Raw genomic sequence first — 26,637 nt, 5'->3', positions numbered from 1 at the left:
GAGACCCATGAGCAGCGAGCTCGAGGCAGCACTGCAGGCCCGCATCAGGTCGCTCGGCCACTCCGGGGCGAGCGTCACCGGCATGGAGATGCTGACGGGGGGTGCGAGTCGCCAGATGTGGCGGGTCGCCACCGACGCCGGGGGCGAATGGAGCCGCTTCGTGCTGCGCCGGGACCACCCCAGCGACCCCGCCCCGGACGCCAACACCCGGGAAGCGCTCACGCTGATCGCGGCTCACGCCGCCGGCGCCCCCTGCCCGAGCGTCCTCGACCACTCCTCGGACCCGGCCGTGCTCGGCACGCCGTACCTCATCCTCGGGTTCGTCGAGGGCGAGACGATCGCGCGCAAGATCCTGCGCGACGAGCGCTTCGACGCCGCCAGGGCGAGGCTCCCGCGGCAGCTCGGCGACGCGATCGGGACCGTGCACGGGGTGAGTCCCGAGGGGCTTCCCCTCCCCCTGTTGGAGGACGCCGTGGCCAGTCTGCGCGACAAGTACGCCGCCCTCGGGGTGGATCGGCCCGCGTTGTTGCTCGGCCTGAGGGAACTCGACCGGCGCCGTCCCGAGCCGGCTCCCCGACGTACGCTCGTGCACGGTGACTTCCGCCTCGGCAACCTGATGGTCGACGAGTCCGGTCTCGCCGCGATCCTCGACTGGGAGATCCCGCACGTGGGCGACCCGATCGAGGACCTCGGCTACATCTGCATGCGGGCCTGGCGCTTCGGTGGACCGGGCCGGGTGGCGGGGGTGGGCGATGCCGCGGAGTTCCTGGACGCCTACGCGGACCGGACCGGTTTTCGGCCCAGCGAGGAGCAGCTCACCTGGTGGGAGGCGAAGGCCACGGCGACCTGGGGCATCGGCTGCCTCACCCAGCTGCGACGTTCGGTGCCGGGTCACACCAACGAGCTCGAACTCCTGGCGATCGGCAGACGAACCGCCGAGCAGGAGCACGACCTGCTCGAACTCCTCTACCCGGAGGTGACCGCCGCCCCGATGCCGGACCCGTCGAGCGCGCCGGGCCGGACCGGCCGGGCCGCTGGCCTCTACACCCAGCCCAGCTCCGCCGATCTACTGCAGGGGCTGGAACGGTTCCTCGATCCGACCGCGGAGGTCCCCCGCAACGACTTCAAGCTCCGCGTCGCCAAGAACGTGGTCAGCCTGCTCCGCCGCGAACAGGAGTGGGGGCCGGTGGCCACCCGGTGGTACGCCGACCAGTTGGCCCGGCTCGGCCTGGCCGACGAGTCCGCCTTCGCCGAGCGGGTCCGGAACCTCGCGGACACCTCCGCCGAGACGCCCGGGGTCAGCGAACTCGTGGCCGTGCTCAAGACCGCCGCCCGGCTCCGCCTCGAAGTGTCGAACCCGAAGTACCTGCAGAACGCCCAGCCCACCCGGGTCACGGCGTAGAACCGACCGGCCGGCCTGCGGCCGCGTGTCGTCCGGTCACGACTCACGGGGAGGAACTCCCATGCTCCTGGGACACGTCATCGAGAACACCGCCCTGCGCCATCCCGACCACCCCGCGATCATCTCCGGTGAGACGACCCTGAGCTACAGCCAGCTCGCCGAGCGGGTACGCCGGGCGGCCGCCGGGCTCGCGGGGATCGCCGCGGCCGGGGACCGGATCGCCGTCCTCGCGCACAATCGGCACGAAGTGATCGAACTCCAGTACGGCGTACCCACCGCCGGGATGGGGTGCGTCTTCGTCAACCATCGCCTCAGCCCGCGGGAGATCCGCTACATCCTGGCGGACTCGGGGGCCACTGCGATCGCGGTCTCCGCGGAGTTCGAGGCGCTGGTGAGCGACCTGCTCCCGGACCTCCCCGACCTGCGCACGGTCATCGCGCTGGACGGCCCGTCCGAGAAGTCGGCCGGGGCGATGACCTACCAAGAACTCCTCGACGCCGGCCAGGGCACCTCGGCCGCCCCCGACGTAGCACCGGACGACCTGGCGTGGCTCGTCTACACCTCGGGCACCACGGGCCGCCCCAAGGGCGCGATGCTCAGCCACGCGAACCTGCTGGCCGCGGTCGCCAACTCCCTGAGCGGGGCGCCCTCGGAGCCCTTCGGGCGCTTCATCAATCCCTTCCCGCTGTGCCACATCGCGGCGTACGCGGTCACGACCCACTTCGCGAACAAGTCGACCGTCGTCCTCATGCGGGCCTTCGAGGCCGAGGAGTACCTGCGCACGATCCAGGATCTGCGGATCACCCACTCCTCGATCGCCCCGGCGATGCTCGGGCTGATCCTGAGCCGCCCGGAGCTCGACGGGTACGACGTCAGCAGCCTCACCCACATCGCCTACGGTGCGTCCAGCATCTCCCCCGATCTGCTGCGCCGCTCGATGGCGCGCTTCGCCAACGCCAGCTTCGTCCAGGCGTTCGGCATGACCGAACTGGCCGGCAACGTCGCCTGGATGAACCACGACTGGCACCTTCGCGGCCTCGAGGATCCGGACCTGCTCTCGGCGGCCGGACTGGCGGCCCCGTTCGCGGGGGTCCGGATCGGCGACCAGGACGGGGAGTCCGTGCCGAACGGCACGGTCGGCGAGATCCTGGTCCGCGCCGACCAGGCCATGCTGGGGTACTGGCGCAACGAGTCGGCCACCCGCGAGGCCTTCGTCGACGGCTGGCTGCGCACCGGCGACCTCGGGCGGATGACCGACCAGGGGCTGCTCTACGTCGTGGACCGCAAGAAGGACATGATCCTGACCGGAGGGCTGAACGTGTACAGCCGGGAGGTCGAGGACGTCCTCGCCGAGCATCCGGACATCGTGGAGGCCGCGGTCGTCGGCATACCCGAGGAGATCTGGGGGGAATCGGTGTGCGCCGTGGTGGTGCCGCGTCCGGGCGCGGAGCTGACCGAGACCGACGTGATCGCGTTCGTGAAGGCGAACCTGGCGTCGTACAAGAAGCCGAAGTACGTCCGGTTCGTCGACGCCCTGCCGCGCAACCCCACCGGGAAGGTGCTCAAGCGGGATCTGCGCGAGACCTATCAGCACGTGGCCGAGCACAACACCGGAGCGGAGACAGGAATGGGTGCCCGATGAGCGATGAAGTGACCATGGACGTGCGCGAGGACGGGGTCGCCGTCCTCACCATCCGCCGGCCGGAGAAGCGCAACGCGCTGCGGTTCGAGGACCTCGCCGCGCTGGAGCACCACCTCGGTGTGGCCGCGAGGTCCGCGGAGGTGCGCGCCCTGGTGATCACCGGCAGCGGCGGGTCCTTCTGCGCGGGGATAGACCTCGCCGATCTCGCCGGCCGGGGTACCGGGGACCGGGGCGGCGCGGCCCGCGAGGAGTCGATCGCCCGCTGGCGCCTGGTCGACCTGCCGAAGCCGGTGGTGGCGGCCGTCGACGGACCCGCGGTGGGGATGGGGGTCGAGCTCACCTGTCAGGCCGATGTCCGGGTCGCCTCCCCGGAGGCGTGGTTCTCCTGGAACTTCGGGCAGCGCGGCCTGGTGCCCGACATGGGGGTGAGCTCCCTGGTCCTGCCCTCGATCGTCGGGCTCCCGACGGCTCTGGAGCTGATGTACTCCGGACGCCGGCTGGGCGCCGAGGAGGCCAAGACGCACGGGTACGTCGCCGAGGTGACCGCCGACCCCGTCGGACGGGCCGCGGAACTGGCCGTCGCGATGTCCCGGTTCTCGCCGTTCGCGCTCCAGCAGACCAAGCGGTTGGTGTACCGCGGCCTGGTCGATCCCGAGGACCACCTGCAGCGGCACGACGAGGCGCTGCGCGCCTGCTTCGCCTCGGCGGATCACCACGAAGGGGTGACGGCGTTCCTCGAACGTCGCGAACCCCGATTCGCCGGGCTGGGTTCAGCGACGCCGGAGGCGCAGGCGAGCACGCCCGGCTGAGCCGACTGCGGTCGGACCGTGACCCTCCGGACTCAGGCGGTGGCGCGGTGCAGGGCGACGATGCCGCCGGTCAGGTTGCGCCACTGGGGGCGCTGCCACCCGGCGTCCCGGATCAGCCGGGCCAGCCCCTCCTGGTCGGGCCAGGCGCGGATCGACTCGGCGAGGTAGACGTAGGCGTCCGGGGACGAGGAGACCGCGCGCGCCATCGGGGGCAGCGCCTTCATGAGGTACTCCAGGTAGGCGACCCGGAACGGCTTCCAGGTGGGATGGCTGAACTCGCACACCACCAGCCGGCCCCCGGGCTTGGTGACCCGGTGGAGCTCGGCGAGCCCCCGGCCCGGGTCGACGATGTTGCGCAGCCCGAAGGAGATGGTCGCCGCGTCGAAGGTGCTGTCGGCGAAGGGCAGCTTGGTGCCGTCGCCGGCGGTGAACGGAAGCTCCGGCCGCGCCGACTTGCCCACCTGGAGCATCCCGAGGGAGAAGTCGCACGGCACCACCGTGGCGCCGGCGTCCGCGAAGGGCTGCGTCGAGGTGCCGGTACCGGCAGCGAGGTCGAGGACGATCTCGCCGGGCTGGGGGTCCACGGCCTCGATCACGTCGCGGCGCCAGCGTCGGTCCTGACCGAGGGAGAGGACGTCGTTGGTGAGGTCGTAACGCCGGGCGACCGCGTCGAACATGCGACGCACCTCACCGGGCTGCTTGTCGAGTTCCGCGCGAGCCACGGCGGTCAGCCTAGCCGCCGCCCACCGGGGGGCCGGCAATCGGCCACCCCATCCGGACCCCAGCCGGCGGACGGGGACCGGTCAGCTCGGGAAAGCCCAGGAGCGGCCGGTGCTGCTGTCGATCAGCGCGGCCCTGTCCGCCTCGATCTCCAGCGGCAGGACGTCGGTGAGGGCCTTGACGACGAGGGGCAACTGCCCCGCGGCCGCGCGGGTGGCGATCGAGATGTGCGGCACCCACTCCCCCGGCCGGTAGTGCTTGTGCAGGTCGGCCCGCCACTCCTGCAGGGTCCGGACCAGCCCGTCCTGCTGTGCCATCAGGGTCGCCCCGACCGCCGGAGCGAGGGCCACCCGTCCACGCGGGAAGATCAGGGTGCCGCGGCAGGCCATCCGCTCCGGGCCGGGCGCCACTCCTGCGCCGAGCAGACGCTCGATGTCGTGGGGCTCCCAGCTCCGGAGTACGGCGAGCGAGAGGTGCGGCAGATGCCGGCCATGGGTGTGGGTGGCCAGGGTGGCGACACCCTCGTCCTCGAGCCGTGCCCACAGCTCCCGGAGCAGCCGCTCCGAGCGCGGGTCGAAGAGCAGGCAGACCGCGAGGGACACCAGTCCACTGTGACACCGGCCGGGGACTCCCCACGAGGTCCGTGGGGCCGGGAGCGCGAGGGAGCCCGGCCCTGGCCGGTGAGGGCGTCGGGCTCGGCCCACGCCCTCCCGCGCGAGCGGTCAGGCCTGTGCGGCCAGCTCGTCCCAGAACCGGTTGGTCAGGTCGGTCATCACGTCCACCTCGGCCTGACCGGCGACCTGCAGGGTGAACTCGCCGTCGGTACGCCGGCAGGTGACACCCGCCGGGACGACCTGACCGACCTGCTGGTTGACGTCGGCGTGGGTGATGCAGGTGACCTCGTCGTCGGTGGCGAGGGTCTCGACCCGGGCGCCGGGGAGGACGCCCAGGCTGGGGTCGATGAGGACGTCGGGGGCGAAGGCCTCGCCGTCGGCGCGCAGCGCGGTCACGTAGGCAACGGTGGACCCGTCCGCGCTGACGTAGTTGCGGGTGACCGCCGGGAACTCGTACGCGTCGTCGAGCTGCTTGTCGCCGTACTCCCGCTGCGCGGCGAAGGTGTCCGCGGTCTGCTGCGCCTGCTTCTCGGTGATCTGCTGGTCCTCGAACGCGGTGAACGTCTCCGCCTGGTCCAGGGCGTGGTAGCCGCCGGGCAGCTCGTCGGGCAGCTCGATCGCGGCGTTGTTGCCGGTCGCCTTGGGGAGCAGGACGGCGAAACCGATCAGCACGGCCAACACGACGAGACCGGTCACGAGACCGGCAGCGATGACGGGGGTCTTCTGGCCCTTCACGGGACACTCCTTGCAACAGCTACGGGGAAGGCGCCCGGGACAGGCGAGCGCCCGGGCGAGGCTACCGCCCGTACCTGAAAAATCTCAGCTCAGGGCGGGGCGGGGCTACTCTCGTGCCGTGATGAGAGCTTCCGAGGCGCCGGACCACGGCCTGTCCGCCGTCACGGTGGCGGTGCCTGCCGAGGCCGCCGACCAACTGCTCGCGCTCGTGCCTGACGACCAGCCGGTCTCGTGGGTACGCCGGGGCGAGGGCCTGGTCGGATGGGGCGTCGCCGCCCTGCTGCGCACCTCGGGCGCCACCCGCTTCGCCGACGCCGCCAAGTGGTGGACCGAACTGGTCGCACGCAGCACGGTCGAGGACCCCGTCGGCGAGCCCGGCACCGGTCTGGTCGCCTTCGGCTCCTTCGCCTTCGCCGACTCCCCCGGCGACTCGGTGCTCCAGGTCCCCGCTGTCGTGGTCGGCCGCCGGGGCAAGACCGCCTGGGTCACCCGGATCTCGACAGCGGGCGCGACGGACCTCTCGCCGGACGCCACCGACCTCCCGCCCGACCTGCTCGAGCACGCCGAGCGTGCCCTGGATCCGCGCGAGGTGGTCTTCGGCGACGGCGCCCTGGACGGGGAGCGCTGGATGTCTGCGGTCACCGAGGCGGTCTCCCGGATCAGCCGTGGCGACCTGGAGAAGGTGGTGCTGGCCCGTGATCTGATCGCCACCTCCGCGACCCCGGTCGACGTGCGTGCTCCGCTGACCCGGCTGGCCGCGACCTACCCGATGTGCTGGACCTTCCACGTCGACGGCCTCTTCGGCGCCACCCCGGAGCTGCTGGTCCGTCGCGAGCGCGGTCTGGTGACCTCGCGGGTGCTCGCCGGCACCATCCGTCGTACCGGCGACGACGAGCACGATCTCGCCCTCGCCGCCACCCTGGCCCGCTCCAGCAAGGACCTGGAGGAGCACGAGTACGCCGTCCGGTCGGTCGCCGACGCCTTCGAGCCGCACTGCTCCTCGATGAATGTGCCCGAGGCCCCGTTCGTGCTCCATCTCCCCAACGTCATGCACCTCGCCACCGACGTGACCGGCGTGGTGCGCGACGGGATCTCCTCGGTCCAGCTCGCCGAGGCGCTGCACCCCTCGGCCGCGGTCGGCGGCACGCCGCGCGAGGACGCCGTCGCCCTGATCGCCGAGATCGAGGGCATGGACCGCGGCCGCTACGCCGGCCCGGTCGGCTGGCTGGACGCCAGCGGGGACGGCGAGTGGGGCATCGCGCTCCGTTCGGCCTCGATCTCCGAGGACCGGCACACCCTGCGGCTCTACGCCGGGTGCGGCATCGTCGGCTCCTCCGACCCCGCGGCCGAGCTGGCCGAATCCCAGGCCAAGCTGGTCCCGATCCGGGACGCCCTCACCAGCTGAGCAGCCCACGCCACCGACCGTGGACCCTCACCCGCGCCCGTCGCGACCCCCTCAGCGGGGGTTGGGGGCGGAGAGCATCGCGGCGCCGGTCGCGATGATCACCTCGAGGGTGTCGGGCGCGGCCCAGGTGGCATGCTCGCCGCCGTCGACGAGCTTGGCCTCGCGTGCCCCGAGCACGATCGATACGTAGTTGCCGAGGAACAGCAGCCGGCGGCTCTGCTCCCACGCCGACTGCTCTGGCAGCAGCCGGCGTAGATGCGCCAGGCTCCGCTGGTATCCCTCGTTCCAGCGGCCGGCGAGGGCGCGGTCGACGAAGTGCGGGTCACCGAGCGTGATCTGGAGCAGGAAGCGGTTGAAGTAGGAGCCGTACTCGAGGTCCTCGTCGGCGAACGCCGCCGAGGGCACGACGATGGTGGCGACCGCGTCGTGCAGGGTGTGCGGTCCGCCGTCGGACTCGAGTCGCTCCAGGAGAGCGAGCCGGCGGCCCTCGATCCGCTCCGCCGCGTCGGTGAGCAGCTCCAGGATCAGAGCCTCTTTCGAACCGAAGTGGTAGGCCACCGCGCCACGGTTGCCCTGACCGGCCTCGCGGGCGATCTCCCGCACCGTCACCGCCCGCACACCACGCTCGGCGAACAGCCGCCGGGCGACCTGCTTGAGGGCTCGCCGGGTCTCGTTCCCGACCGGTCCGGGCGCCTCGGATCCCTCGAGGCCAACAGGGTTGACTCCCATGACGACGGGACTATAGCTTCCTGAGTCGTATGACCTAAGTCACACGACTTAGGTGCCCCTCGCGGCGTCGCTCCGACTGGGAGGTCAGGACTTGGACAAGCTCTTCGAACCGTTCGAGGCGGGGGGTCTGCGGTTCAAGAACCGGATCATCCACGCGCCCACGACACTCAACATGTCCGACCCGGCGGGGTATGCCACCCGCCGCCTCGCCGCCGCCTACGGGACGCTCGCGGCCGGCGGCTACTCGGCGGTGATCGTGGGCGCCACCTGCGTACGACGAGACGGCCTGATCAACGAGCGCATGCTCGGCCTCTACGACGAGGACTACGTGATCGACCTGCGCGACACGGTCTCCGCGATCAAGAACAACGACGCCCTCGCCGGGATCCAGCTCTTCTACGGGGGCCTCATTCCAGGACTGGGCACCTCGGTGCCGCTGGAGCCCGGCAAGGGGTGGATCCCCGGCACCACCGCGTGGGGCCCGAGCGACAAGTACGTCATCGGCAACCCCCGCAGCGGCGTCGTACCGACCGAGGTCTACGACGACATCGTCGAGAGCTTCGCGCAGGCCGGGCGCCGTGCGAAGGAGGCGGGATTCGACTTCCTCTCCTTCCACTTCTGCCACGGGTCGCTCCCCCACACCAACCTGTCCCTCCTGTCCAACCAGGGGCGCACCGACAAGTACGCCGACCGCTTCTACCTGTGCGAGGCGATCATCGAGCGGACCCAGGAGCTGTGTGGCAAGGACTTCCCGCTCATCCCCCGCCTGTGCTGCGACGAGAACCTCGAGGGCGGCTACGACATCGAGTACTTCGCCGAGCACTACGCCCCTCGGCTGCACGCCCTCGGCATCGCCGCCCTGGACTGCACCTTCGGTTCGATGCTGGGCGCGCCGAGCCGGCGTCCCGACGTCCACTCGACCGAGTTCATCGGTCCGTCCTTCTACACCCCGAAGGTCGTCAACAAGGACAACATCGCGACCCTGCGCGAGGAACTCCGCAAGCGCGGGATCGACATGCCGCTGATCGGCTCTGCCAACCTGATCACCCCCGACCACCTGCGCACGATGGTCGACGAAGCCGGGGCCGACTTCGCCGCGGTGTGCCGACTCTCCCTGGACGACCCCGACTTCCCGATCAAGATGGAGCAGGGCCGCGAGGACGAGATCCGGCTCTCGACCCACACCGGGGCCTCCCTGCTGCAGGGCAACATCTTCGGCAAGGGGTGGGCCGGGTCGGCCCAGAACCCCTCGTTCGGCCGCGACGACGAGTACCGCATCGTGCGGACCACCCGGCCGCGGAAGGTCGTGGTCGTGGGCGGCGGCTCGGGCGGGATGGAGTACGCCCTGACCGCAGACGAGATCGGCCACGAGGTGGTGCTGTTCGAGAAGGGCCAGTCCCTCGGAGGCGTCATGGACTGGGCGGGCAACTATCCGGGACTGCCCAACATGGAGATGCTGGCCTACCAGCCCGCCTACCACCGCACGATGATCGCCAAGTCGGGCGTGGACCTGCGGCTCGGGACGACGGCCGACACCGACACCGTGCTCGCGGAGAAGCCCGACGTGGTGGTGGTCGCCACCGGTGCCAGACCCGTCGAGCTCAGCGTGCCCGGCCTGGCGCAGGCGCGGGCGACCGGATTCGCGGTGAGCATCGACGAGGCGATGCGGCACACCGATCCGCCGAGAATCGGCGGACGCGTCCTCGTGTACGGCGCCGGCGAGGGCGCCGAACTGGCCCTCGACTATCAGCGGCGGGGTCACCAGGTGCGCCTGATCGACCCCGGACCCGCCTATGCGCCGGCCAACTACATCGGCTCCCGCGCTCTAGCGATCGCGGGCATGCTCGCCGCGCTCGGCCTCGCCGTGGAGCCGGGACTGGAGCTGACCGCCGCCGAAGAGGGGGCCGCCGTGTTCACCGGCGCCGACGGCGAGCTCCGGATCGAGGCCGACACCCTGGTGATCTGCGCGGGTCGGGAGCGCGACACCACGTTCGAGCGTGCCTTCCACGGCCTGCCGATCACCGTGCACGTCATCGGGGATGCCCGCACCCCGCGGTCCTACGCCAACGCCATCCATGAAGCCGCCTACCTCTCCAGGAGCATCGCATGAGCAACCGGTTACACGAGAAGATCGCCCTGGTCACGGGCGGCGCATCAGGGATCGGCCTGGGCATCGTGGAGCGATTCGTCGCCGAGGGCGCCCGGGTCCTCGTGGCCGACGTCCAGGACGACAAGGCCACCGCCCTCGAGGAGCGCTTCGGAGACCGGATCGCGTACCGACACTGCGACGTCACCGTCGAGGCCGAGATCGCCTCGGCCGTCGCAGCCGCAGCGGAGGTGTTCGGCGGGCTCGACGTCCTGGTCAACAACGCGGGCGCGAGCGGGCCGCCGATGACCGCTCTCGACATGGACGGCGACGCGTGGGACCGGACCCAGGCCCTCCTGCTGCGTGCGCCGATGTTGGCGACCAAGCACGCGGCCCCCCTGATGGCGGCGCGAGGTGGCGGCGCGGTGGTGAACATGGCCTCGATCGCCGGGCTGGAGGCAGGCTGGGGCCTCGCGTACGGCGTGGCCAAGGCGGGCCTGATCCACCTCTCGAAGCTCTCGGCCGCCGAGCTCGCCGGACTCCAGATCCGGGTCAACGCGATCTGCCCGGGAGTGGTCGTGACGCCCATCTTCGGGATGGCCGCCGGCCTCGACCGCGCTGCCGCGGAGTCGACGACCGACGCGCTGAGCAGCGGTGCCGAACAGATGCAGCCGCTGCGCCGTGCCGGCGTCCCCGCCGACATCGCCGGAGCGGCGCTCTACCTCGCCAGCGACGACGCCTCCTTCGTCACCGGCACGCATCTGGTCGTCGACGGCGGGCTCACCGTCGGGCAACGCATCTCCTGGAACCCCGAGGCGCTGCTGCCGATCCACCTCGCCCTGCTCTCCGAGCTCGCACCCGAGGAGGCCTCCGCATGAGCGAACCACTGGTCCCCATCATCGAGCGCGACGACAGCGGCCCCTATCTGGTCGGCACCCGCTGCCGGGCCTGCGAGCACGTGTTCGTCGGGCCGCGGGAAGCGTGCGCCCGATGCACCGAGCGGGAGTCGCTGGAGTCGCTGCGCCTGGCCGACAGTGGCCGGGTCTACGTCTGGACCGTGGTCCACCGCAGCTTTCCCGGGGTGGCGACCCCCTTCATCGACGCCATCGTCGACCTGGACGATGGGTCGCACCTGAAGGGCACCCTGGCCGACATCGACCCCGACGCCGTGACCTTCGACCTGCCGGTGCGGGTCGAGTTCCGCGAGGAGATCCCCGCCGGGGAGACCCTTCCCTACCTCACCTACGTGTTCGTGCCGTCGAAGGAGACTGGCGATGAGTGACGTCTACATCGTGGGCACCGACATGATCAGGTTCGGTCGCCTGCCCGAACGGACCGTGCCGAGTCTCGCCGCCGAGTCCGCGCTGCTGGCCCTGGACGATGCTGGCCTGGGGATCCGCGACGTCGAGGCGCTCTATTGCGGCAACCTCGGTCAGGCCGGAGGCATGGTCGCCCAGCGCATCCTGGCCGAGATCGGTCAGACCGGGATCCCCGCCACGAATGTGGCGAACGCCTGCGCCACCGGGGCGACCGCCTTCCACAACGCCTGGATGTCGGTGAAGGCAGGGGCCTACGACACCGTGCTCGCGGTCGGCGTGGAGCAGATGGGCAAGGGCCTGCTCGGGGGAGGGCGCAGTGGCCCGTCGCCCGAGGGCCTGATCGGCTCGAACACGATGCCGGCGATGTTCGCCCAGATCGGGGTCGAGCACATGCGCAAGCACGGCACGACGGTGGAGCAGTTCGCCAAGGTGTCGGTGAAGAACCACCACCATGCGACCTTGAACCCCAAGTCGATGTACCGCCGGGAGACTCCGCTCGAGGAGGTCCTCGGTGCGGAGATGATCGCCTGGCCCAACACCAAGCTGATGTGCTCGGTCAACGTCGACGGATCCGCCGCCGCCGTACTCATGTCCGAGTCGAAGGTGCGCAGCCTGGGGCTGATGGACCGCGCGGTGCGGATCCGCGCCTCCGAGATGAGCAGCACCCCGTTCGCCGAACGGCAACTCGCGATGCCCGACTTCAGTGCCGCGACCCGGGTCGCCGCCGAGCGGGCCTACGAGCGGGCCGGCGTGGGGCCCGAGGATCTCGACCTCGTCGAACTGCACGACTGCTTCGCCACCGCCGAGCTCGTCCACTACGAGAATCTGGGACTGTGTGCCGACGGGGAGGCCGGCAAGCTCATCGACAGCGGTGACACCGCGCTGGGCGGCCGCATCCCGGTCAACGTCTCCGGCGGGCTGCTCTCCAAGGGCCACCCCCTCGGCGCGACGGGCATCGCCAACATCTACGAGATCTCGACCCATCTGCGCGGCGAGGCCGGGGACCGGCAGGTCGCCGGGGCGAGGTTGGGTCTCACCCACGTCGTCGGCGGCGGCCCCGGCATGGGCACCTCGTGCGCCATCCACATCCTCGAGAGGGTCTGAGCGGTGAAGGACTTCGAAGGCGCCGTCACCGTCGTGACCGGAGGCGCGGGCGGGCTCGGGCTCGCGCTGGCCAAGGCCGCTCAGGCCCGTGGATCCCAGCTGGTGATCGCCGACCTGCGCGAGGACGCCCTCGAGTCCGCCGAGGCCGAGTTGAGTGCCGGTGGCGAGGTACTGGCGGTACGGACCGACGTGTCGCAGGCCGAGGACGTCGAGGCTCTCGCCGCAGCGGCCGTGCAGCGCTTCGGCAAGGTCAATCTGCTGTTCAACAACGCTGGGGTCTTCGCCTCCGGTGTCTCCTGGGAGACCAGCGCCGAGGAGTACAACTGGGTCGTCGGCGTCAACCAACTCTCCGTCGTCCACGGCATCCGGAGCTTCGTGCCGCGGATGATCGCCCAGGGCGACGAGTGCCACGTGGTCACCGTGTCCTCCGGGGCCGGGATCACGGTCAACCCGGGATTCTGTACCTACTCGATGACCAAGCACGCGGCGCTGGCACTGACCGAGTCGTTGTGGCTCGACCTGCGCGCCCAGGAGGTGCCCAACATCGGGGTGACCGTGGTGCTGCCCGGCATGTCCCGGTCCGGGATCATGACACCGGAGAAGACCGCGCCCCCCACCCTGCAGGACGACGTCGCCCGCCGTAGGGACAACTCGATGCTCACCTCGCTGGAGCTGATGATGCAGGCCGGCGTCTCGGCCGGCCTGCCGGCGGAGGAACTCGCGGAGCGGGTGTTCACCGCGATCGAGGAGGACGCGCTCTACGTCCTCCCCGCCCACGACGACGAGGGCAGCCGCGCCTTCGCCACCGCGATCGGAACCGGCCGGGCCAACGGGGTCAATGCCTATCCCCCGTTCGTGGACGCCCTGCTCGACACCCTGCGCGGAGTCCCCGCCAATGACTGACCCTCTTCGCAAGCACAGGAGCCCAGACATGTCCCACCTCCTCACCTCCCCCCGCACGAAGGGCACCCGATGAGCGCGCTCCAGGCACCCCGCCACCCCGCGACGTACGCGCAGTCGCCGGTGGTCAACGCCCTGGCCCGGGACCGGGACCGGACCGTCGTGGAGATGGTGGGTGGCACGGCCTGGACCGGCGGGGACCTGCTGCGCCGGATCAGCCAGCTCCATCAGGCGCTCCGGGCCGCCGGCGTCGGTGAGGGGATGCGCGTCGCGCTCTTGTCCGGCAACTCCATCGAGGTGCTGCTGCTACACAACGCCCTCGGCTTCGCCGGCGGTTGCCTGGTGGCGCTGCACCCGATGGGATCCGCGGACGACCATCTGTTCGCGATCGAGGACGGCGAGGTGGAGGTCCTCATCTACGACCCCCGCTCCTTCGGGGACCGCGCCGTCGAACTGGACGGACGACACAGCTTCAAGGCGATCCTCTCGCTGGGTGAGGGCGAGGTCGGGAACGACCTGCTCGCAGCAGCCGACGGCTTCGAGGAGGCCGAACTCGTCCCACCGGTGGTCTCACCGGACGCGATCACCCGGCTGTCCTACTCCGGGGGCACCACCGGCACCCCCAAGGCGATCCCGGGCTCACCGCGGGTCTCGGCCACGGCGCTGTCGATCATGCTCAGCGACTGGGAGTGGCCGATCGAGCCACGGGTGCTGGCCGTCGTACCCCTCAGCCATGCGGGGGGCAGCCTGTTCGCCCCGACCGTGATCAAGAACGGCAGCATGGTGGTGATGTCGCACTTCGATCCCGGCAGCGTCCTGAAGGCGATCGAGGACCATCGGATCACCTGCATGATGCTGGTCCCGACGATGATCTACGCCCTGCTGGACCACCCCGATTTCGATTCCTACGACCTGTCCAGCCTGGAGACGGTCTTCTACGGCGCCTCCCTGATGTCGCCCACCCGGCTGAAGGAGGCCATCGAGCGGATCGGACCGGTGTTCTTCCAGTTCTACGGGCAGGCCGAGTCACCGATGACCGTGACGGTGATGCGCCGCTCCGAGCACGACCCGAACGACCTGCGGCGCCTCGCCTCCTGCGGGCGACCCGTGCCCTGGCTCGATGTCCAGCTGCTCGACGACGCCAACCGGCCCGTGCCCGACGGGGAGCCCGGCGAGATCTGCGTGCGCGGCCCCCTGGTGATGGACGGGTACCTGAATCGGGAGGAGTTGAACCGCGAGGTCTTCGCCGACGGTTGGCTCCACACCGGTGACGTCGCGGTGAAGGACCCGGACGGGTTCCTCCGGATCGTCGATCGCAAGAAGGACATGATCGTCACCGGCGGCTTCAACGTCTTCCCCAGCGAGGTGGAGAACGTGATCGCCGAGCATCCCGCGGTCGGCCAGGTGGCGGTGTTCGGCACGCCCGACGAGAAGTGGGGCGAGGCCGTGACCGCCGCGGTGGTGCTGCGCCCCGGTGGCTCCGTGGACGCCGATCACCTCATCTCCCTGGTGCGCACCCACAAGGGCCCGGTCCAGGCACCCAAGCGGATCGAGTTCCTCGACGCGCTGCCGCAGACCGCGGTCGGCAAGTTGGACAAACGGGCGCTGCGCTCGCAGTTCGCCCAGCAGTAGGGCAGGCGCTCCCGTCAGGAGATCACGGTGCCGGGGATCCCGGCCGCCTCGCCGGTACGGCGAGAGCCCTTCCGGGGTCCCACCCCGGAAGGGCGAACCGGACACCCCGCCGACTGCCGCGCTCCGCGTCAGTCAGGTTGATCGCGCAGCGAGCCGAGGACGGGCTCCGGCTAGATCCGGGTCAGCCCAGGTGATCGCGCAGCGAGCCGAGGACGGGGTTCCAGGCGGCGGTGCTGCGCTCGACGACGAGCCCGGCAGCGTAGAAGGGGTCTTGGTCGAGCAGTCCCTCGACCGCCTCCCGGCTCGCGCCTTCGAAGACCAGCAGGGCGCCGTTGTCGTCGGTGGGACCACTGAGCAGGAGGTCGGGCTGGTCGGCGAGGAACCGGCGATGCTCCGGCCGGACCCGGTCGAGCGAGTCGGTGTCGGAGGTGTAGGCGTAGGTCACGGCGAAGATCGGCATGGGTCCATCGTGCCGCAGGCCCCATGTGCCCCGGGACCGGGTGGTCCGGCGACGGGTGGCCCGGGACCATCTGCCCCGGGACCGGGTGGGTCCTGGACGATCCCGTGGTGCCCCGTGCTGGTCCGGTCAGGACCCGACGTGCGCCGTGGCCGAACCGGTCCGGGCCGCGTCACAGGTCCTGGCCGGAGGCGAGGCGGGTGTAGCTGAGCCCGTCCTTCTCCAGGAACGGGACGACCTGCTTGTCGAAGACCGCCGAGCCGATCTCGGAATAGATCGCGTCGTGGACGGCGAGGTTCCGTGGCGCTCCGACCGAGCGGGCGAACTCGATGAGGTCCATCGACCGCGCCCACGGTGCGCTGACCGGCAGCATCAGCAGGTCGATCTCCCGGCCCGGTCCGTCGAGGGCATCCCCGGGGTGGAAGAGCCGCTGCCCCTCGACCTCGAGCAGGTAGCCGGAGTTGTCGAAGTGCGGCAGTTCGGGGTGGATGATCGCGTGCTTCTCGTTGAGCACGCTCACCGCGACCCCGGCGGCGGTGAACGACTCCCCCGGGTCGACCACCGTCGTACGCTCGGCGACCTCGGGTGCCTGCTCCCTGATCTGCCGGGCGACCGCGCCGATGGTGAAGACCGGGGCGGAGGTGGCGCGCAGCATCTCGGGGGTCCAGTGGTCGGCGTGCTCGTGGGTGATCAGCACGGCATCCGCGCCGTCGACCGCCTCCGGTTCGGTGAACCCGCCCGGGTCGATCACCACCGTGGTCCCGTCGCTCTCGATCCGCACGCAGGCATGGCCGAACTTGGTGATCCGCATGCCGCCAATCTAGGCCAGTTCCGTCCCGGCGGGTTCTGCCTGGCGGGTTCTGCCCTGGCGGGTTCTGCCTGGCGGGTTCTGCCTGGCGGGCGGGTGCGGGCCGGCGAGTTCCGGCTGGGCCGATTCCACGAAGGCGGGCCGGGGACCCGGAACCGCCGCGACGGAAGGATATTCAACCGGACGGTTGACAATGATGGAGGGCGGTCGTAGCGTCGAGATCAACCAGTTGGTTGAGGAAAGGTTGGACGTGGACGACGAGCGACTGAACCGGGTGTTCTCGGCCCTGGCCGACCCGACCCGGCGCGACCTGGTGGCCAGGCTGGCCACGCGGGACGCGACCGTGGGCGAGCTGGCGGCGCCGTACGACATCAGCCTGCAAGCGGTCTCCAAGCACCTCAAGGTGCTCGAGGACTCCGGCCTGGTGACCCGTTCCCGCGAGGCGCAGCGTCGCCCCGTCCACCTCGAGGCGGAGGTGTTCGACCTGATGACGAAGTGGATCGAGCGCTACCGCCAGGAGGCCGAGGCCCGCTATCGACGCCTCGACGCCCTGCTCGACGAGCTTGCCGAGCAGGAGGATCCAGCAGGACAGACGACCGCACCGCCCCTTCGAGACGAGGACGCATCATGAGCACCACGACCCATCACGAGACCGAGATCATCGCCGGCCAGGACACCCCGACCATCACCATCGTGCGCGAGTTCGACGCCCCTCCGGAGCGGGTGTTCCGCTGCTACGCCGACCCTGCCCTGTACGCCCGCTGGGTCGGTCCGCGGTCGGTGACCACCGACGTCGGGCACTGGGACTTCCGCCGGGGCGGCAGCTACACCTTCGAGAACTCCCGGGACGGCGAGGTGATCGCCTCCTTCTACGGCAGCTTCCACGAGGTGCGCGAGGCCGAGCGGATCGTGCAGACCTTCACCTGGGAGGGAGCACCGGACGGGGTGAGCCTGGACACCCTGACCCTCGAGCCGCTGCCCGGCGGACGCACCCGGTCGGTCGCCCTCTCCGTCGTCGACTCCTTCGAGACCCGCGACGCCATCCTGTCCAGCGGCATGGACACCGGCGTCGAGGAAGGCTACGAGAAGCTCGACGAACTCCTCCAGGAACTCCGATGAGTCCCGCCGAGCAGCATGAGTACGACGCCGCGCGGTTCGCCGGCGTGGCCTCGTCCGCGACGGCCGAGCAGTGGTCCGCTCCCAGCCCGGTGAAGGAGTGGCGGGCGGTGGACGTCGTGGAGCATCTGATCACCTGGCTGCCCGGCTTCCTGGACCGGGCGGAGGTCGAACTCCCGGAGATCACCCCCGCGGAGGTGGCCGCCGCCCCGGCCGCCGCCTGGGAGCGGCGGGCCGCAGACGTGCAGCGGCTCCTGGTCGAACAGGGTGACCGGGAGTTCGAGAGCCCGATGTTCGGCACCACCACCGTGGCCGCCGCGGTCGACCGGTTCTACACCGCCGACGTCTGGATGCACACCTGGGATCTCGGCCGGGCCCTCGGCGCCCCGGTCGACCTGGGCGAGGAGCGGTGCGCGGCGGCACTGGCCGGGATGGAACCGCTGGACGACGTCCTGCGGCAGAGCGGCCAGTTCGGCCCCAAGGTCGAGGTGGCGAGGGAGGCGTCGGCTCAGGACCGACTCATGGCCTTCATCGGCCGCGACCCGGGCTGGCGCCCGCCCGGCTGAACGACGGCACCGGCTCAGCCGGACCCCGGCCCGACCCAGCGGGACCCAGCGGGACCCAGCGGGACTCAGCCGGTGATGTTGTGCAGGTAGCACCAGCGCCAGTCCTCGCCGACCTCCGCGGACTGGATCACCGGATGTCCGGTCTCGCGGAAGTGCCGGGTGGCGTCCTGCCGCACCGAGGAGTCGCAGCAGCCGACGTGTCCGCAGGTCAGGCACTGTCTCAGCGAGATCCACGGTCGGCCCTCGGCGACGCACTCCGCGCACACCGCATCCGGGTCGGTCTCGATCGGTGGGTGCCGGCCCAGGTCCTCGCAGCCGTCGCCCGGCCGGTGCTCCTCTCGGGTCACCCGCAGTCCCTTCCGCTCCTCGGTGGCCACGTCGAGCATCGACTCCTCGACGTCGAAGGTGGCCAGGACGTCGGCGATCACCGAGGCGGGCGCGGCCCGGGTGCCGCGGATCTCGAGCACCTTGCTGCGCTCGACCCCGAGGAGTTCGAGCCGGATCCGGTTGTAGAGCTCGCTGGGCGACTCCTCGCCCGGGGTCGTCGACAACCGCTCCCAGGCCGCGAAGGTGCGCTCCTGGAGCCGGCGGCGTACCAGGTCGCGCACTCCGTGCGGGTCCTCGAACTCCATCGTCTCCAGTTCCGCCTCGGCCGCCTGGGCCGCCTGCTGGAGCAGGTTGGCCCGAGCCAGCGCGTCGGCCGCGGGATCGGGTGCCGGGACCCGCAGGCGCCGGGCCAGCCAGGGCAGGCTCATGCCCTGGAGGAACAGGGTGCCCGCCACCACAGTGAAGGCCATCAGCAGCATGACCTCGCGGTACGGCGCGTCGTCGGGGATCAGGAACGCCGCGGCCAGGGTGACCACGCCGCGCATCCCGGCCCACCCGATCAGCAGGGTGTGCCGCCACGGGGTCTTCTGCCCGGTCAGCGGGTCGGGGCGGCTGATCGCCAGCCGGAACACGAACAGGTAGGCCAGCCGGACCACGATGACCAGGCCGAGCGTCGCCGTACACACCAGCACCAGGTGACCGACGCTGAGTCCGCTGTCGAGCGCTCCCTCCACGATCCACCAGGCCTGGAGACCGATCAGCAGGAAGACGAGGTTCTCCAGGACGAAGGAGATCGTCTCCCAGTTGAGCCGCTCCGCGATCCGGGACTCCGCGCTCTGGAGCACCGGTGCCCGGTGGCCGAGCAGCAGCCCCGCCACCACGACGGCGATCACACCGGAGGCCTCCATCTCCTCGGCCGCCAGGTACGCGACGAAGGGCACCACCAGGGACACCGCCGTCTCCAACACACGGTCGCGCAACAGCCGGCGTCCCCAGGCGACCACGAGGTAGACCCCCACGCCGACCAGCACCCCGCCTCCGGCGGCGATCACGAAGTCGAGGCCCACCTCCCAGGCATCCACGGCGTGCCCCGCCGCCAGGCCGAGGGCGACCCGGAGGCTCACCAGCGCGGTCGCGTCGTTGAACAGCGACTCGCCCTCCAGGATCGTCACCACCCGCCGGGGCAGGCCGATGCGACGCCCGATGGCCGTGGCCGCGATCGCGTCCGGCGGCGCCACCACGGCCCCGATCGCCAGTGCCATCGCCCAGGACAGCCCCGGGAGGAGCCAGTGGGCGATCACGCCGACCGCCACCGTCGTGATCACGACCAGCCCGACCGAGAGCCACAGGATCGGCCGCTTGTGGGCGGTGATGTCGATCAGCGAGGTCTGCACCGCCGCGGCGTAGAGCAGCGGCGGCAGCAGCCCGAGCAGCACCACCTGCTCGTGCAGGTAGATCTGCGGCACCGGCGGGGCATAGGACGCCGCCACGCCGACCGGGATCAGGATGAACGGCGCCGGGATCTCGAGCCGCTCGGCCACCGCCGTACACACCAGCACGCCCACGGCCAGGCCCACCAGCAGCAGCGCGATCTCCACCGGGTCATCGTGCCAGTGCCGCGGGTACGGCGGGGCGCCGGCACGGAATCCCGATCGGATTCAGCCGGGCGCTCCGCAGCCGCGGCCCTCAGCCCCGGCCGTCCGGGTCACGGTCAGGGCCGGAGGGCGCGGATCCTGGCGTCGAGGGTACGGCGGTCCGCACGACCCACGACCGCCTCGATCACCTCGAGGCCGCCGGCCGGGTTGGCCAGGGCGTGTTCGAGCTCGGCGAGGTTGTCCAGGCGCCAGTGCGGGGTGCGGGTGGCCGCGCACAGGCTGGCCAGGTCGGCGCCGTGCGGCGTGCCGAAGAGCCGCTCGAACGGGCCGGCCAGGTCCTCGGCACCCTGCTCGAGGGTGGCGAAGATCGACCCGCCGTCGTCGTTGACCACCACCAGGGTGAGGTCGGGGCGGGCCTCCTCCGGCCCGAGCAGCAGCCCGTTGATGTCGTGCAGGAAGGTCACATCACCCAGCAGTGCCAGTGCGCGGGAGGTGCGGGGACGCCCGAGTGCGGCACCGACCGCGGTCGAGACGACGCCGTCGATGCCGGCCAGGCCACGGTTGGCGATCACCTTGCGCCGATCGCCCACGCGGTACCGGGCGACCATCAGGTCCAGGTCGCGGATCGGGTTGGACGCGCCGACCACCAGCAACCCCTGGGGCGGCACGGCGCGGCTGACCGCCCCGGCGACGTCGTACGGCGTCATGACCGGCTCCTGCGCCAGGAGCTGGTCGAGCTGCCGGCCGACGCTTCGGTCGGCGTCCCGCCAGCGTTCCAGCCATGCCGGGTCGTCGGGGCCACCCACCTCGGGCGGCCCGGGGAGCACCCGGTCGACCCGGAAGGGTCGGTCCGACCAGACGCCGGTGCCGGGCGCGGCGAGGACCTCGACATCGGTCCGCTCCAGGAGTCGGGACACCGGCCGGGAGAGCGTGGGGTGGCCCATCACGACGACCCGCTCGATCTCGGCCGCCAGCCCGCTCTCGTCACCGAGCAGCAGCCGGTAGGTGCGCACGGCGTGGGTGCCGGTTCGCGACCCGGAGGTCGGCTCGGCGAACAGCGGCCAGCCGGCCTGCTCGGCGAGGACCCGCGCCGGCGGGCCGGCGTCGTCACCGGCGACCACGACGGTGCGCGGTCCGAGCGGCAACTGCTCCAGGAACTGCGGCCGGCCGCGCTCGGCCGACTCGACCGGGGCCGGGGTCGCGGGCTCCCAGGTGTCCTCGGGCACCAGCGGCTCGTCGAAGCGGAGGTTCCAGTGCGTCGGTCCGGTGGCGGCCGCCATCTCCTCGGCCCTCGGACCGATCAGCTCCTCCGGATCCGCCAGGTCCGCGGTCTCCACCAGCGGGCCGAAGATGCCGACCTGGTCGGTGGTCTGGTTGGCGCTGGTGCCGTCCAACCGATGCGGACGGTCCCCGGTCACCACCACCAGCGGTACGCCGGAGTGGGCCGCCTCGAGGACGGCGGGGTGGAGGTTGGCGACCGCGGTGCCGCTGGTGCACATCACCGCGGCGCGGGAGCCGACCCGGGTCAGCCCGAGGGCGAGGAACGCCGCCGAGCGCTCATCGACCCGGGTGTGCAGCCGGACCAGCCCGGCCCGGGCCGCGGCGTACACGGCGTAGGAGAGCGGGGCGTTGCGGGAGCCCGGTGAAAGCACCACCTCGGCGACACCGGCCTCGAGGAGCGCCGAGACGGCGGCACGGGCCAGGGCGGTCGAGGGGTTCATCACCGCCGATCATCCCTCAGCGCGAGCACGTCCAGCAGACGGGCCTCCCAGTGGGCCACTCGGTCGGGGTCCGCGGCACACCTCTCGAGGGCGTCCGCGCGCACCGTCGGCAGGGACACCGGCAGGGCGCCGTCGACGGGGAGCAGCGGCTCGACGACCAGGTCGTCGGTCAGCAGCGCGACGGTGGCCAGACCGGCGGCGTAGGGCAGTTCGGGCAGAGCCGCCGCCAGGGCGACCCCGGCGGCGATCCCGACCGAGGACTCCAGCGCGGAGGAGACCACCACCGGCAACCCGATGTCCTCGGCGATCCGCAGGCAGGCGCGCACGCCGCCCAGCGGCTGGACCTTGAGCACCGCGACGTCGGCGGCCTCCAGGTCGCGCACGCGGTAGGGGTCCTCGGCCCGCCGGATCGACTCGTCGGCGGCGATCGGCACCTCGACCCGACGGCGTACGGCGGCCAGGTCCTCGACCGCGGCACAGGGCTGCTCGACGTACTCCAGTCCACCGGCGGCGCGGTCGAGCACCGGGATCCGCGTCACCGCGGTGTCGAGATCCCAGAGTCCGTTGACGTCGATGCGGACGGCGGCGTCCGGTCCCAATGCGTCCCGGACCGCCTCGAGTCGGGCCTGGTCCTCGGCCAGGCTCTGTCCCGGCTCGGCGACCTTCACCTTGGCGGTGCGGCAGCCGGAGGAGGCCGCGATCTGATGGGCCTGATCGGCGCCCACCGCCGGGACGGTCACGTTGACGGGCACCCGGTCGCGCAGCGGGTCCGGCCAGTCGCCCGCGGCGGCCTCCTCCGCGGCCCGCAGCCACGGCTCCGCCACCGCGGGGTCGGTGTAGTCGAGGAAGGGACTCCACTCCCCCCATCCGGCCTCCCCGCGGATCAGCATCCCCTCACGGACGGTGATGCCGCGGAACCTGGTCGTCATCGGGATCGACCACACCCGACGCTCGCCGGTCACCCGCGTGCTCCCTCGGCACGGGTGCGCTGCGGGGAGCGCTCGCCGACGGGCTCATCGGCGTGCTCCTCGGCGAGGGCGCGCAGGCGCAGCCGGTCGGGCTTGCCGTTGCCGAGGAGGGGAAGCTGCGCCAGGTGCACCACCTGCCGCGGCGCCCACGCCCGCGGGCGCTCGGCACCCACCCACTCGCGCAACTCGGCGAGCGTGGGCGCGCCCGTCCCGGCACCCTCGGCCGGGGCGTCGACGGCGACCACGAAGGCGACCAGGCGGTGGCCCCATTCGTCGTCGGGTATGCCGAGCACCTCCGCCTGATCGACGGCGGGATGCGCGCGGAGGCGGGCGGCGACCGCGGGAGCGGGCACGTTCAGGCCGCCGGTGACCACGACGTCGTCGAGGCGACCGAGCACCTGAAGTGCACCCGCCTCGGTCAGCCGGCCCGCATCGCTGGTGAGGAACCAGCCGTCCACGAGCGAGGATGCGGTGAGGTCCGGGTCGCCGTCGTAGCGCTCGAACAGGGTGGTGCCGGCGAGCCTGATCCGGCCGTCGTCGGCGAGACCGACCCGCACCCCGTCGAGCGGCACCCCGTCGTAGACGCAGCCGCCGCAGGTCTCAGCGGACCCGTAGGTCGCCACCACGGTGACCCCGGCCGCCTCGGCGCGCGCACGCAGGGCCGGGTCGATCGGGCCGCCGCCCAGCAGCAGGGTGTGGAACCGGGCCAGCGCGGCGGCGTCGGCCCGGTCGTCCAGGAGGCGGTGCAGTTGGGTGGGCACCAGCGAGACGAAGCAGTCCCCGCCGCCGGCCAGAGTCGCCTCCGCCGCGGCCGCGAAGGAGGGGTGCTCCTCGAGGAGGACCGGCTCGTGACCGGCGTACAGCGAGCGCACCACGACATTGAGCCCCGCCACGAACGACGCCGGTACGGCGAGCAGCCACCGGCCGGCGCCGCCGACCCGGGCGGCCGAGGCGTCCGCGGAGGCGAGCATCGCCTGCCGGGAGAGGACCACCCGCTTGGGCCGCCCGGTGGAACCCGACGTCTCGACCACCCACGGCTCCGGGTCGGTCGCCGCCAACCAGGCTGAGACCTGCCTCACCACGTCGCGGGCACCGCGATAATCCATGCGACGAACGCTAGACCGTCGTGGTCGAATTCGGATCATGCCCACCCGCTCCGGGGCGCGGTGGGGTGCCGGTCTGGCTCGCCTGATCCCGCCCACCGCACTGTCACGACGTCTCGCCCTCCAGTCGCTCATCTTCGCGACCGCCGAAGGCACGTTCCTGACCGGGAGCGCGGTCTACTTCACCCAGATCGTGGGGCTGAGCGCGGCCCAGGTCGGGCTGGGACTCACCGTCGGGAGCGTGGTCGCGTTCCTGGCGGCGTACCCCGCCGGGCGGCTCGCCGACCGGATCGGCCCCAAGCGGATGTGGTGGTTCGGCGCGCTGCTCCAGGCACTGTGCTTCATCGCCTGGCCCTTCGTCGACGGGCTGTGGGGCTACATGGTGCTGGTCCTGGTCTTCGAGGTGGTGCAGAACGCCGCCAACGCCGGCCGGCAGGCCTACGTCCTCGACGTCCTCCCTGACGACCAGCGGGTGGCGACGCAGGCCTACATGTACTCCTCGCTCAACGTCGGCTACACCGCCGGCGCGCTGATCGGCGGCATCGCCCTGGCGACGGGGAGCCTCACCGTGCTGCGCTGGATGCCGATGTTCACCCTCGGGCTGGGCCTGTTCAACGCCTGGTGGATCAGGCGTCTCCCGCATGCGCCGCACGACCTGCGCGCGGCCGCTCGCAAGCGCGGCGAGCGCCGGGAGAAGGTGCCCGGCAAGGGTCCCCTGCGCAACCCCGGCTGGCTGCTGCTGAGCTTCTTCACGGGCACGTTGTGGAGCAACCAGACCCTGCTGCACACCGTGATCCCGCTGTGGCTGGTCGTTGCGACCGACTCCCCCACCTGGCTGCTGGCCTGGCTGTTCGGCACCAACACGGTGATGTGCATCTTCCTGCCCGCCTACACCTCCCGGGGCATCCACGACGTCTCCGGCGCGCTCAGGGCCACCCGGATCTCGGCGGCCTTCTTCCTGGTCTCCTGCCTGATCACGATGCTCACCCACGAGACCGTCGGCCTGGTCACCGTGCTGCTGGTCTGGCTGGGGCACGTCACCGTGACCGGCGCGGAGCTGGCGATCTCCGCGGGCGGCTGGGCCTTCCAGGCGGAACTGATGGACCCGCGACGGCGCGGTGAGTACGGCGGCGCCAAGGAGGTCTTCAACATCCTCGGCCGCGGCTGGTCGCCCGCGCTCTACACCTGGCTGGCCCTGGAGTGGGACGGCCCGGGCTGGATCGTGATCGGCGCGATCGTGGTCGCTGCCGCGATCGGCATGCATCCCGCCGCCCGGATGGCCGAACGCTTCCTGCGTCGCGAGGTCCCCGCCTCCGCGTTCACCCCCGCCCGTCCGTCGGCGACCACCTGAGCGCCCTGCCCCCGCACCGGGCGGCCATCCGGTGCGGGTGTTGAATAGCCCCTTGTGGCAACAGCAGCACAGTGGATCGCCGGGGCGCGGCCCCGGACCCTTCCGGCCGCGGTGAGCCCGGTGATCGCCGGCACCGGGGTGGCGGGGTACGCCGGGGCGTGGAGCGACCCCGCCGACATCTGGTGGCGGGCGGCGCTGGCCATGGTGGTGGCGCTGGCGCTGCAGGTGGCGGTCAACTACGCCAACGACTACTCCGACGGGATCCGCGGCACCGACGACGATCGGGTCGGTCCGCTCCGGCTGACCGGCTCCGGACTGGCCTCGCCGAGCGCGGTCAAGCGGGCCGCCTTCCTCGCCTTCGGCGTGGCCGGACTGGCCGGGCTCGGCCTGGCCGCCGCGACCGCCTGGTGGCTGTTGGCCGTCGGGGTCCTCTGCATCCTGGCCGGCTGGTTCTACACCGGGGGCCGACACCCCTACGGCTACTACGGCCTCGGCGAGGTGATGGTCTTCGTCTTCTTCGGGCTGATCGCCGTCGTGGGCACCACCTACGTGCAGACCCTCAGCTGGGAGCCGGCGGCCTGGTACGCCGGCGTCGGCATGGGCGCACTGGCCTGCGCGATCCTGGTCGCCAACAACCTGCGCGACATCCCCACCGACATCGAGGCCGGGAAGCGCACCCTGGCGGTGCGGCTCGGCGAGCGGCGTACCCGCATGTTCTACGCGCTGCTGATCGCGCTGGCGGCGGTCGCGCTCCTTGCCGTCGCCGCCGTCACGACCTGGTGGGCCCTGGTCGCCCTGCTCTTCCTGGTCCCTGCCGGTCGCGGCGCGGCCACCGTGCTGCGCGGGGCGGTCGGTCCCGCCCTCATCCCGGTGCTGCAGAAGACCGGCAGCGCCGAACTGCTGTGGGGCGTGCTTGTCGCCGTACCCCTGTTCCTGGCCTGACCCGGTCTGACGCCGAGCGGACGCTCGGGCGAGGCGCTCAGTCCTCGTCCTCCCTGGAACGCATCTTCTCGATGGCGTTGGAGGCCCGCTTCTCGACCCGGGTGGCGAACTCGACGCGCTGCCGCTCCAGGAGCACGAAGGAGGCGATCCCGCTCAGGATCAGCGCGATCACCAGGGTCCAGAAGAACGGCGCGGCGTCCTGGGTCACCACCAACCAGATCCCGGCGACCAGGGCGTAGGCCACGACGAAGAACAGGAGCCGGAGGCCGGAGTAGACGAGGAACTGCTTCACCCGACCAGGGTAGAGGTTAGCCGTGCTGGATCTATGATCGAGACGTGTGGATGTTCCTGCTGGTGGTGATGGTGATCGCGGCGGTCACCTACGTCATGGTCCGGGCCATGGACCAGCGGAGTACGCCGAGATCCGAGGGGCGTTACCAGGCCCCGTTCGAGCGCATGCAGCGCCAGGTCCAGAGCCGTCTGCCGCGACGTCAGCAGGGAAGACCGGTGGCCCCCGACGACGACGAGGAGTTCCTCCGCGAGCTCGACCGCAAGCGGATGGGCAACGACCCCGACAACTGAGCCG

27 protein-coding genes are annotated in these 26,637 nt (G+C 71.6%); 16 read left to right on the top strand and 11 right to left on the bottom strand.

Annotation, left to right across the window (positions count from 1 at the left end; translation table 11 throughout):
* Window positions 1-7 precede the first annotated feature (7 nt).
* The 3 genes from G515_RS0112175 to G515_RS21165 all read left to right on the top strand — a co-directional run bounded on the left by G515_RS0112175 (window position 8) and on the right by G515_RS21165 (window position 3,853).
* Complete coding sequence (locus tag G515_RS0112175) at window positions 8-1,402, top strand: phosphotransferase (protein WP_028660350.1); 1,395 nt, start codon at window positions 8-10, stop codon at window positions 1,400-1,402.
* A 61-nt stretch (window positions 1,403-1,463) separates the two neighbouring features.
* The gene (locus G515_RS21170) at window positions 1,464-3,044 is read left to right on the top strand and encodes an AMP-binding protein (RefSeq protein ID WP_051218329.1); all 1,581 of its coding nucleotides are present in this window, start codon (window positions 1,464-1,466) and stop codon (window positions 3,042-3,044) included.
* Window positions 3,041-3,853: an enoyl-CoA hydratase/isomerase family protein gene (locus G515_RS21165; RefSeq protein WP_084653510.1), complete on the top strand. Its 813-nt coding sequence runs from the start codon at window positions 3,041-3,043 to the stop codon at window positions 3,851-3,853. Before G515_RS21170 ends, G515_RS21165 begins: the two co-directional genes overlap by 4 nt.
* A gap of 32 nt (window positions 3,854-3,885) precedes the next feature.
* Here the strand turns inward: G515_RS21165 and G515_RS0112160 are convergent, their stop codons facing one another.
* The 3 genes from G515_RS0112160 to G515_RS0112150 all read right to left on the bottom strand — a co-directional run bounded on the left by G515_RS0112160 (window position 3,886) and on the right by G515_RS0112150 (window position 5,922).
* Complete coding sequence (locus G515_RS0112160) at window positions 3,886-4,575, bottom strand: demethylmenaquinone methyltransferase (protein ID WP_028660349.1); 690 nt, start codon at window positions 4,573-4,575, stop codon at window positions 3,886-3,888.
* Between the two features lie 81 nt (window positions 4,576-4,656).
* On the bottom strand, window positions 4,657-5,175 hold the full coding sequence (locus tag G515_RS0112155) for a 2'-5' RNA ligase family protein (protein ID WP_028660348.1): 519 nt from the start codon (window positions 5,173-5,175) through the stop codon (window positions 4,657-4,659).
* A 120-nt stretch (window positions 5,176-5,295) separates the two neighbouring features.
* A complete protein-coding gene (locus G515_RS0112150; RefSeq protein ID WP_028660347.1) occupies window positions 5,296-5,922 on the bottom strand; it encodes a hypothetical protein in 627 nt (208 codons plus the stop codon).
* Between the two features lie 121 nt (window positions 5,923-6,043).
* On the opposite strand from G515_RS0112150, the gene G515_RS0112145 reads away from it, so the two are divergent.
* Window positions 6,044-7,327, top strand: a complete 1,284-nt coding sequence (locus G515_RS0112145) for an isochorismate synthase (RefSeq protein ID WP_028660346.1) — start codon at window positions 6,044-6,046, stop codon at window positions 7,325-7,327.
* A gap of 51 nt (window positions 7,328-7,378) precedes the next feature.
* Here the strand turns inward: G515_RS0112145 and G515_RS21160 are convergent, their stop codons facing one another.
* On the bottom strand, window positions 7,379-8,056 hold the full coding sequence (locus tag G515_RS21160) for a TetR/AcrR family transcriptional regulator (RefSeq protein WP_084653508.1): 678 nt from the start codon (window positions 8,054-8,056) through the stop codon (window positions 7,379-7,381).
* A 91-nt stretch (window positions 8,057-8,147) separates the two neighbouring features.
* Here G515_RS21160 and G515_RS0112135 point away from each other — a divergent pair, with 91 nt between their 5' ends.
* The 6 genes from G515_RS0112135 to G515_RS0112110 all read left to right on the top strand — a co-directional run bounded on the left by G515_RS0112135 (window position 8,148) and on the right by G515_RS0112110 (window position 15,097).
* Window positions 8,148-10,166: an oxidoreductase gene (locus tag G515_RS0112135; RefSeq protein WP_169570585.1), complete on the top strand. Its 2,019-nt coding sequence runs from the start codon at window positions 8,148-8,150 to the stop codon at window positions 10,164-10,166.
* Window positions 10,163-11,020, top strand: a complete 858-nt coding sequence (locus G515_RS0112130; RefSeq protein ID WP_028660344.1) for an SDR family oxidoreductase — start codon at window positions 10,163-10,165, stop codon at window positions 11,018-11,020. Before G515_RS0112135 ends, G515_RS0112130 begins: the two co-directional genes overlap by 4 nt.
* Window positions 11,017-11,424: a Zn-ribbon domain-containing OB-fold protein gene (locus G515_RS21155; protein ID WP_051218327.1), complete on the top strand. Its 408-nt coding sequence runs from the start codon at window positions 11,017-11,019 to the stop codon at window positions 11,422-11,424. Before G515_RS0112130 ends, G515_RS21155 begins: the two co-directional genes overlap by 4 nt.
* Window positions 11,417-12,565, top strand: a complete 1,149-nt coding sequence (locus G515_RS0112120) for a thiolase family protein (RefSeq protein ID WP_036555475.1) — start codon at window positions 11,417-11,419, stop codon at window positions 12,563-12,565. Before G515_RS21155 ends, G515_RS0112120 begins: the two co-directional genes overlap by 8 nt.
* 3 nt (window positions 12,566-12,568) lie before the next feature.
* Complete coding sequence (locus tag G515_RS21150; RefSeq protein ID WP_051218326.1) at window positions 12,569-13,468, top strand: SDR family NAD(P)-dependent oxidoreductase; 900 nt, start codon at window positions 12,569-12,571, stop codon at window positions 13,466-13,468.
* A 69-nt stretch (window positions 13,469-13,537) separates the two neighbouring features.
* A complete protein-coding gene (locus G515_RS0112110) occupies window positions 13,538-15,097 on the top strand; it encodes an AMP-binding protein (RefSeq protein ID WP_028660342.1) in 1,560 nt (519 codons plus the stop codon).
* A gap of 181 nt (window positions 15,098-15,278) precedes the next feature.
* Here G515_RS0112110 and G515_RS0112105 read toward each other — a convergent pair whose 3' ends face one another.
* Together G515_RS0112105 and G515_RS0112100 are read right to left on the bottom strand one after the other, a co-directional pair.
* Window positions 15,279-15,557 carry a YciI family protein gene (locus tag G515_RS0112105; RefSeq protein ID WP_028660341.1) on the bottom strand — a complete coding sequence of 93 codons (279 nt, stop codon included), beginning with the start codon at window positions 15,555-15,557 and terminating at the stop codon, window positions 15,279-15,281.
* Window positions 15,558-15,726: 169 nt separating this feature from the next.
* On the bottom strand, window positions 15,727-16,365 hold the full coding sequence (locus G515_RS0112100; RefSeq protein ID WP_028660340.1) for an MBL fold metallo-hydrolase: 639 nt from the start codon (window positions 16,363-16,365) through the stop codon (window positions 15,727-15,729).
* A gap of 247 nt (window positions 16,366-16,612) precedes the next feature.
* Between G515_RS0112100 and G515_RS0112095 the strand changes: the two genes are divergently transcribed.
* From G515_RS0112095 to G515_RS0112085, 3 genes are read left to right on the top strand one after another with little or no spacing between them, the layout of a single operon-like run.
* Window positions 16,613-16,993, top strand: a complete 381-nt coding sequence (locus tag G515_RS0112095; protein ID WP_245565376.1) for an ArsR/SmtB family transcription factor — start codon at window positions 16,613-16,615, stop codon at window positions 16,991-16,993.
* Window positions 16,990-17,481 (top strand): SRPBCC family protein, encoded by a 492-nt coding sequence (locus G515_RS0112090; protein WP_028660338.1) that lies wholly within the window; start codon window positions 16,990-16,992, stop codon window positions 17,479-17,481. The genes G515_RS0112095 and G515_RS0112090 overlap by 4 nt, the downstream gene beginning before the upstream one ends.
* Window positions 17,478-18,044, top strand: coding sequence for a TIGR03086 family metal-binding protein (locus tag G515_RS0112085; RefSeq protein ID WP_028660337.1), 567 nt, complete (start codon window positions 17,478-17,480; stop codon window positions 18,042-18,044). Before G515_RS0112090 ends, G515_RS0112085 begins: the two co-directional genes overlap by 4 nt.
* A gap of 65 nt (window positions 18,045-18,109) precedes the next feature.
* Here the strand turns inward: G515_RS0112085 and G515_RS0112080 are convergent, their stop codons facing one another.
* The 4 genes from G515_RS0112080 to G515_RS21140 all read right to left on the bottom strand — a co-directional run bounded on the left by G515_RS0112080 (window position 18,110) and on the right by G515_RS21140 (window position 23,761).
* The gene (locus G515_RS0112080; protein ID WP_028660336.1) at window positions 18,110-19,969 is read right to left on the bottom strand and encodes a Na+/H+ antiporter; all 1,860 of its coding nucleotides are present in this window, start codon (window positions 19,967-19,969) and stop codon (window positions 18,110-18,112) included.
* A 113-nt stretch (window positions 19,970-20,082) separates the two neighbouring features.
* Complete coding sequence (gene menD, locus G515_RS0112075; protein WP_028660335.1) at window positions 20,083-21,687, bottom strand: 2-succinyl-5-enolpyruvyl-6-hydroxy-3-cyclohexene-1-carboxylic-acid synthase; 1,605 nt, start codon at window positions 21,685-21,687, stop codon at window positions 20,083-20,085.
* Window positions 21,687-22,649: an o-succinylbenzoate synthase gene (locus G515_RS21145; RefSeq protein ID WP_036555473.1), complete on the bottom strand. Its 963-nt coding sequence runs from the start codon at window positions 22,647-22,649 to the stop codon at window positions 21,687-21,689. The genes menD and G515_RS21145 overlap by 1 nt, the downstream gene beginning before the upstream one ends.
* Window positions 22,646-23,761 carry an AMP-binding protein gene (locus G515_RS21140; RefSeq protein ID WP_051218325.1) on the bottom strand — a complete coding sequence of 372 codons (1,116 nt, stop codon included), beginning with the start codon at window positions 23,759-23,761 and terminating at the stop codon, window positions 22,646-22,648. Before G515_RS21140 ends, G515_RS21145 begins: the two co-directional genes overlap by 4 nt.
* 37 nt (window positions 23,762-23,798) lie before the next feature.
* Here G515_RS21140 and G515_RS21135 point away from each other — a divergent pair, with 37 nt between their 5' ends.
* Both G515_RS21135 and G515_RS0112055 read left to right on the top strand, forming a co-directional pair.
* Window positions 23,799-25,109 (top strand): MFS transporter, encoded by a 1,311-nt coding sequence (locus G515_RS21135; protein ID WP_051218324.1) that lies wholly within the window; start codon window positions 23,799-23,801, stop codon window positions 25,107-25,109.
* A 54-nt stretch (window positions 25,110-25,163) separates the two neighbouring features.
* Window positions 25,164-26,051 carry a 1,4-dihydroxy-2-naphthoate polyprenyltransferase gene (locus G515_RS0112055; protein ID WP_028660334.1) on the top strand — a complete coding sequence of 296 codons (888 nt, stop codon included), beginning with the start codon at window positions 25,164-25,166 and terminating at the stop codon, window positions 26,049-26,051.
* Between the two features lie 37 nt (window positions 26,052-26,088).
* Here the strand turns inward: G515_RS0112055 and G515_RS0112050 are convergent, their stop codons facing one another.
* Window positions 26,089-26,343, bottom strand: a complete 255-nt coding sequence (locus G515_RS0112050; RefSeq protein WP_028660333.1) for a DUF4229 domain-containing protein — start codon at window positions 26,341-26,343, stop codon at window positions 26,089-26,091.
* A 44-nt stretch (window positions 26,344-26,387) separates the two neighbouring features.
* Here G515_RS0112050 and G515_RS21130 point away from each other — a divergent pair, with 44 nt between their 5' ends.
* Window positions 26,388-26,633 carry a hypothetical protein gene (locus G515_RS21130; RefSeq protein ID WP_036555472.1) on the top strand — a complete coding sequence of 82 codons (246 nt, stop codon included), beginning with the start codon at window positions 26,388-26,390 and terminating at the stop codon, window positions 26,631-26,633.
* Window positions 26,634-26,637 lie beyond the last annotated feature (4 nt).

The sequence above is a fragment of the Nocardioides insulae DSM 17944 genome, assembly GCF_000422825.1.
Lineage (GTDB): Bacteria > Actinomycetota > Actinomycetes > Propionibacteriales > Nocardioidaceae > Nocardioides > Nocardioides insulae.
This window is presented reverse-complemented; position numbering and strand designations above follow the sequence as displayed.

What these genes read in the sequence shown, in the direction of transcription:
- G515_RS21135 (WP_051218324.1), top strand. Translation starts at nt 23,799, where the DNA reads ATGCCCACCCGCTCCGGGGCGCGGTGGGGTGCCGGTCTGGCTCGCCTG.
- G515_RS0112145 (WP_028660346.1), top strand. Translation starts at nt 6,044, where the DNA reads ATGAGAGCTTCCGAGGCGCCGGACCACGGCCTGTCCGCCGTCACGGTG.
- G515_RS0112130 (WP_028660344.1), top strand. Translation starts at nt 10,163, where the DNA reads ATGAGCAACCGGTTACACGAGAAGATCGCCCTGGTCACGGGCGGCGCA.
- menD (WP_028660335.1), bottom strand. Translation starts at nt 21,687, where the DNA reads ATGAACCCCTCGACCGCCCTGGCCCGTGCCGCCGTCTCGGCGCTCCTC.
- G515_RS21160 (WP_084653508.1), bottom strand. Translation starts at nt 8,056, where the DNA reads ATGGGAGTCAACCCTGTTGGCCTCGAGGGATCCGAGGCGCCCGGACCG.
- G515_RS21155 (WP_051218327.1), top strand. Translation starts at nt 11,017, where the DNA reads ATGAGCGAACCACTGGTCCCCATCATCGAGCGCGACGACAGCGGCCCC.
- G515_RS0112105 (WP_028660341.1), bottom strand. Translation starts at nt 15,557, where the DNA reads ATGCCGATCTTCGCCGTGACCTACGCCTACACCTCCGACACCGACTCG.
- G515_RS0112085 (WP_028660337.1), top strand. Translation starts at nt 17,478, where the DNA reads ATGAGTCCCGCCGAGCAGCATGAGTACGACGCCGCGCGGTTCGCCGGC.
- G515_RS0112090 (WP_028660338.1), top strand. Translation starts at nt 16,990, where the DNA reads ATGAGCACCACGACCCATCACGAGACCGAGATCATCGCCGGCCAGGAC.
- G515_RS21170 (WP_051218329.1), top strand. Translation starts at nt 1,464, where the DNA reads ATGCTCCTGGGACACGTCATCGAGAACACCGCCCTGCGCCATCCCGAC.
- G515_RS21140 (WP_051218325.1), bottom strand. Translation starts at nt 23,761, where the DNA reads ATGGATTATCGCGGTGCCCGCGACGTGGTGAGGCAGGTCTCAGCCTGG.
- G515_RS21165 (WP_084653510.1), top strand. Translation starts at nt 3,041, where the DNA reads ATGAGCGATGAAGTGACCATGGACGTGCGCGAGGACGGGGTCGCCGTC.
- G515_RS0112100 (WP_028660340.1), bottom strand. Translation starts at nt 16,365, where the DNA reads ATGCGGATCACCAAGTTCGGCCATGCCTGCGTGCGGATCGAGAGCGAC.
- G515_RS0112120 (WP_036555475.1), top strand. Translation starts at nt 11,417, where the DNA reads ATGAGTGACGTCTACATCGTGGGCACCGACATGATCAGGTTCGGTCGC.
- G515_RS0112110 (WP_028660342.1), top strand. Translation starts at nt 13,538, where the DNA reads ATGAGCGCGCTCCAGGCACCCCGCCACCCCGCGACGTACGCGCAGTCG.
- G515_RS0112175 (WP_028660350.1), top strand. Translation starts at nt 8, where the DNA reads ATGAGCAGCGAGCTCGAGGCAGCACTGCAGGCCCGCATCAGGTCGCTC.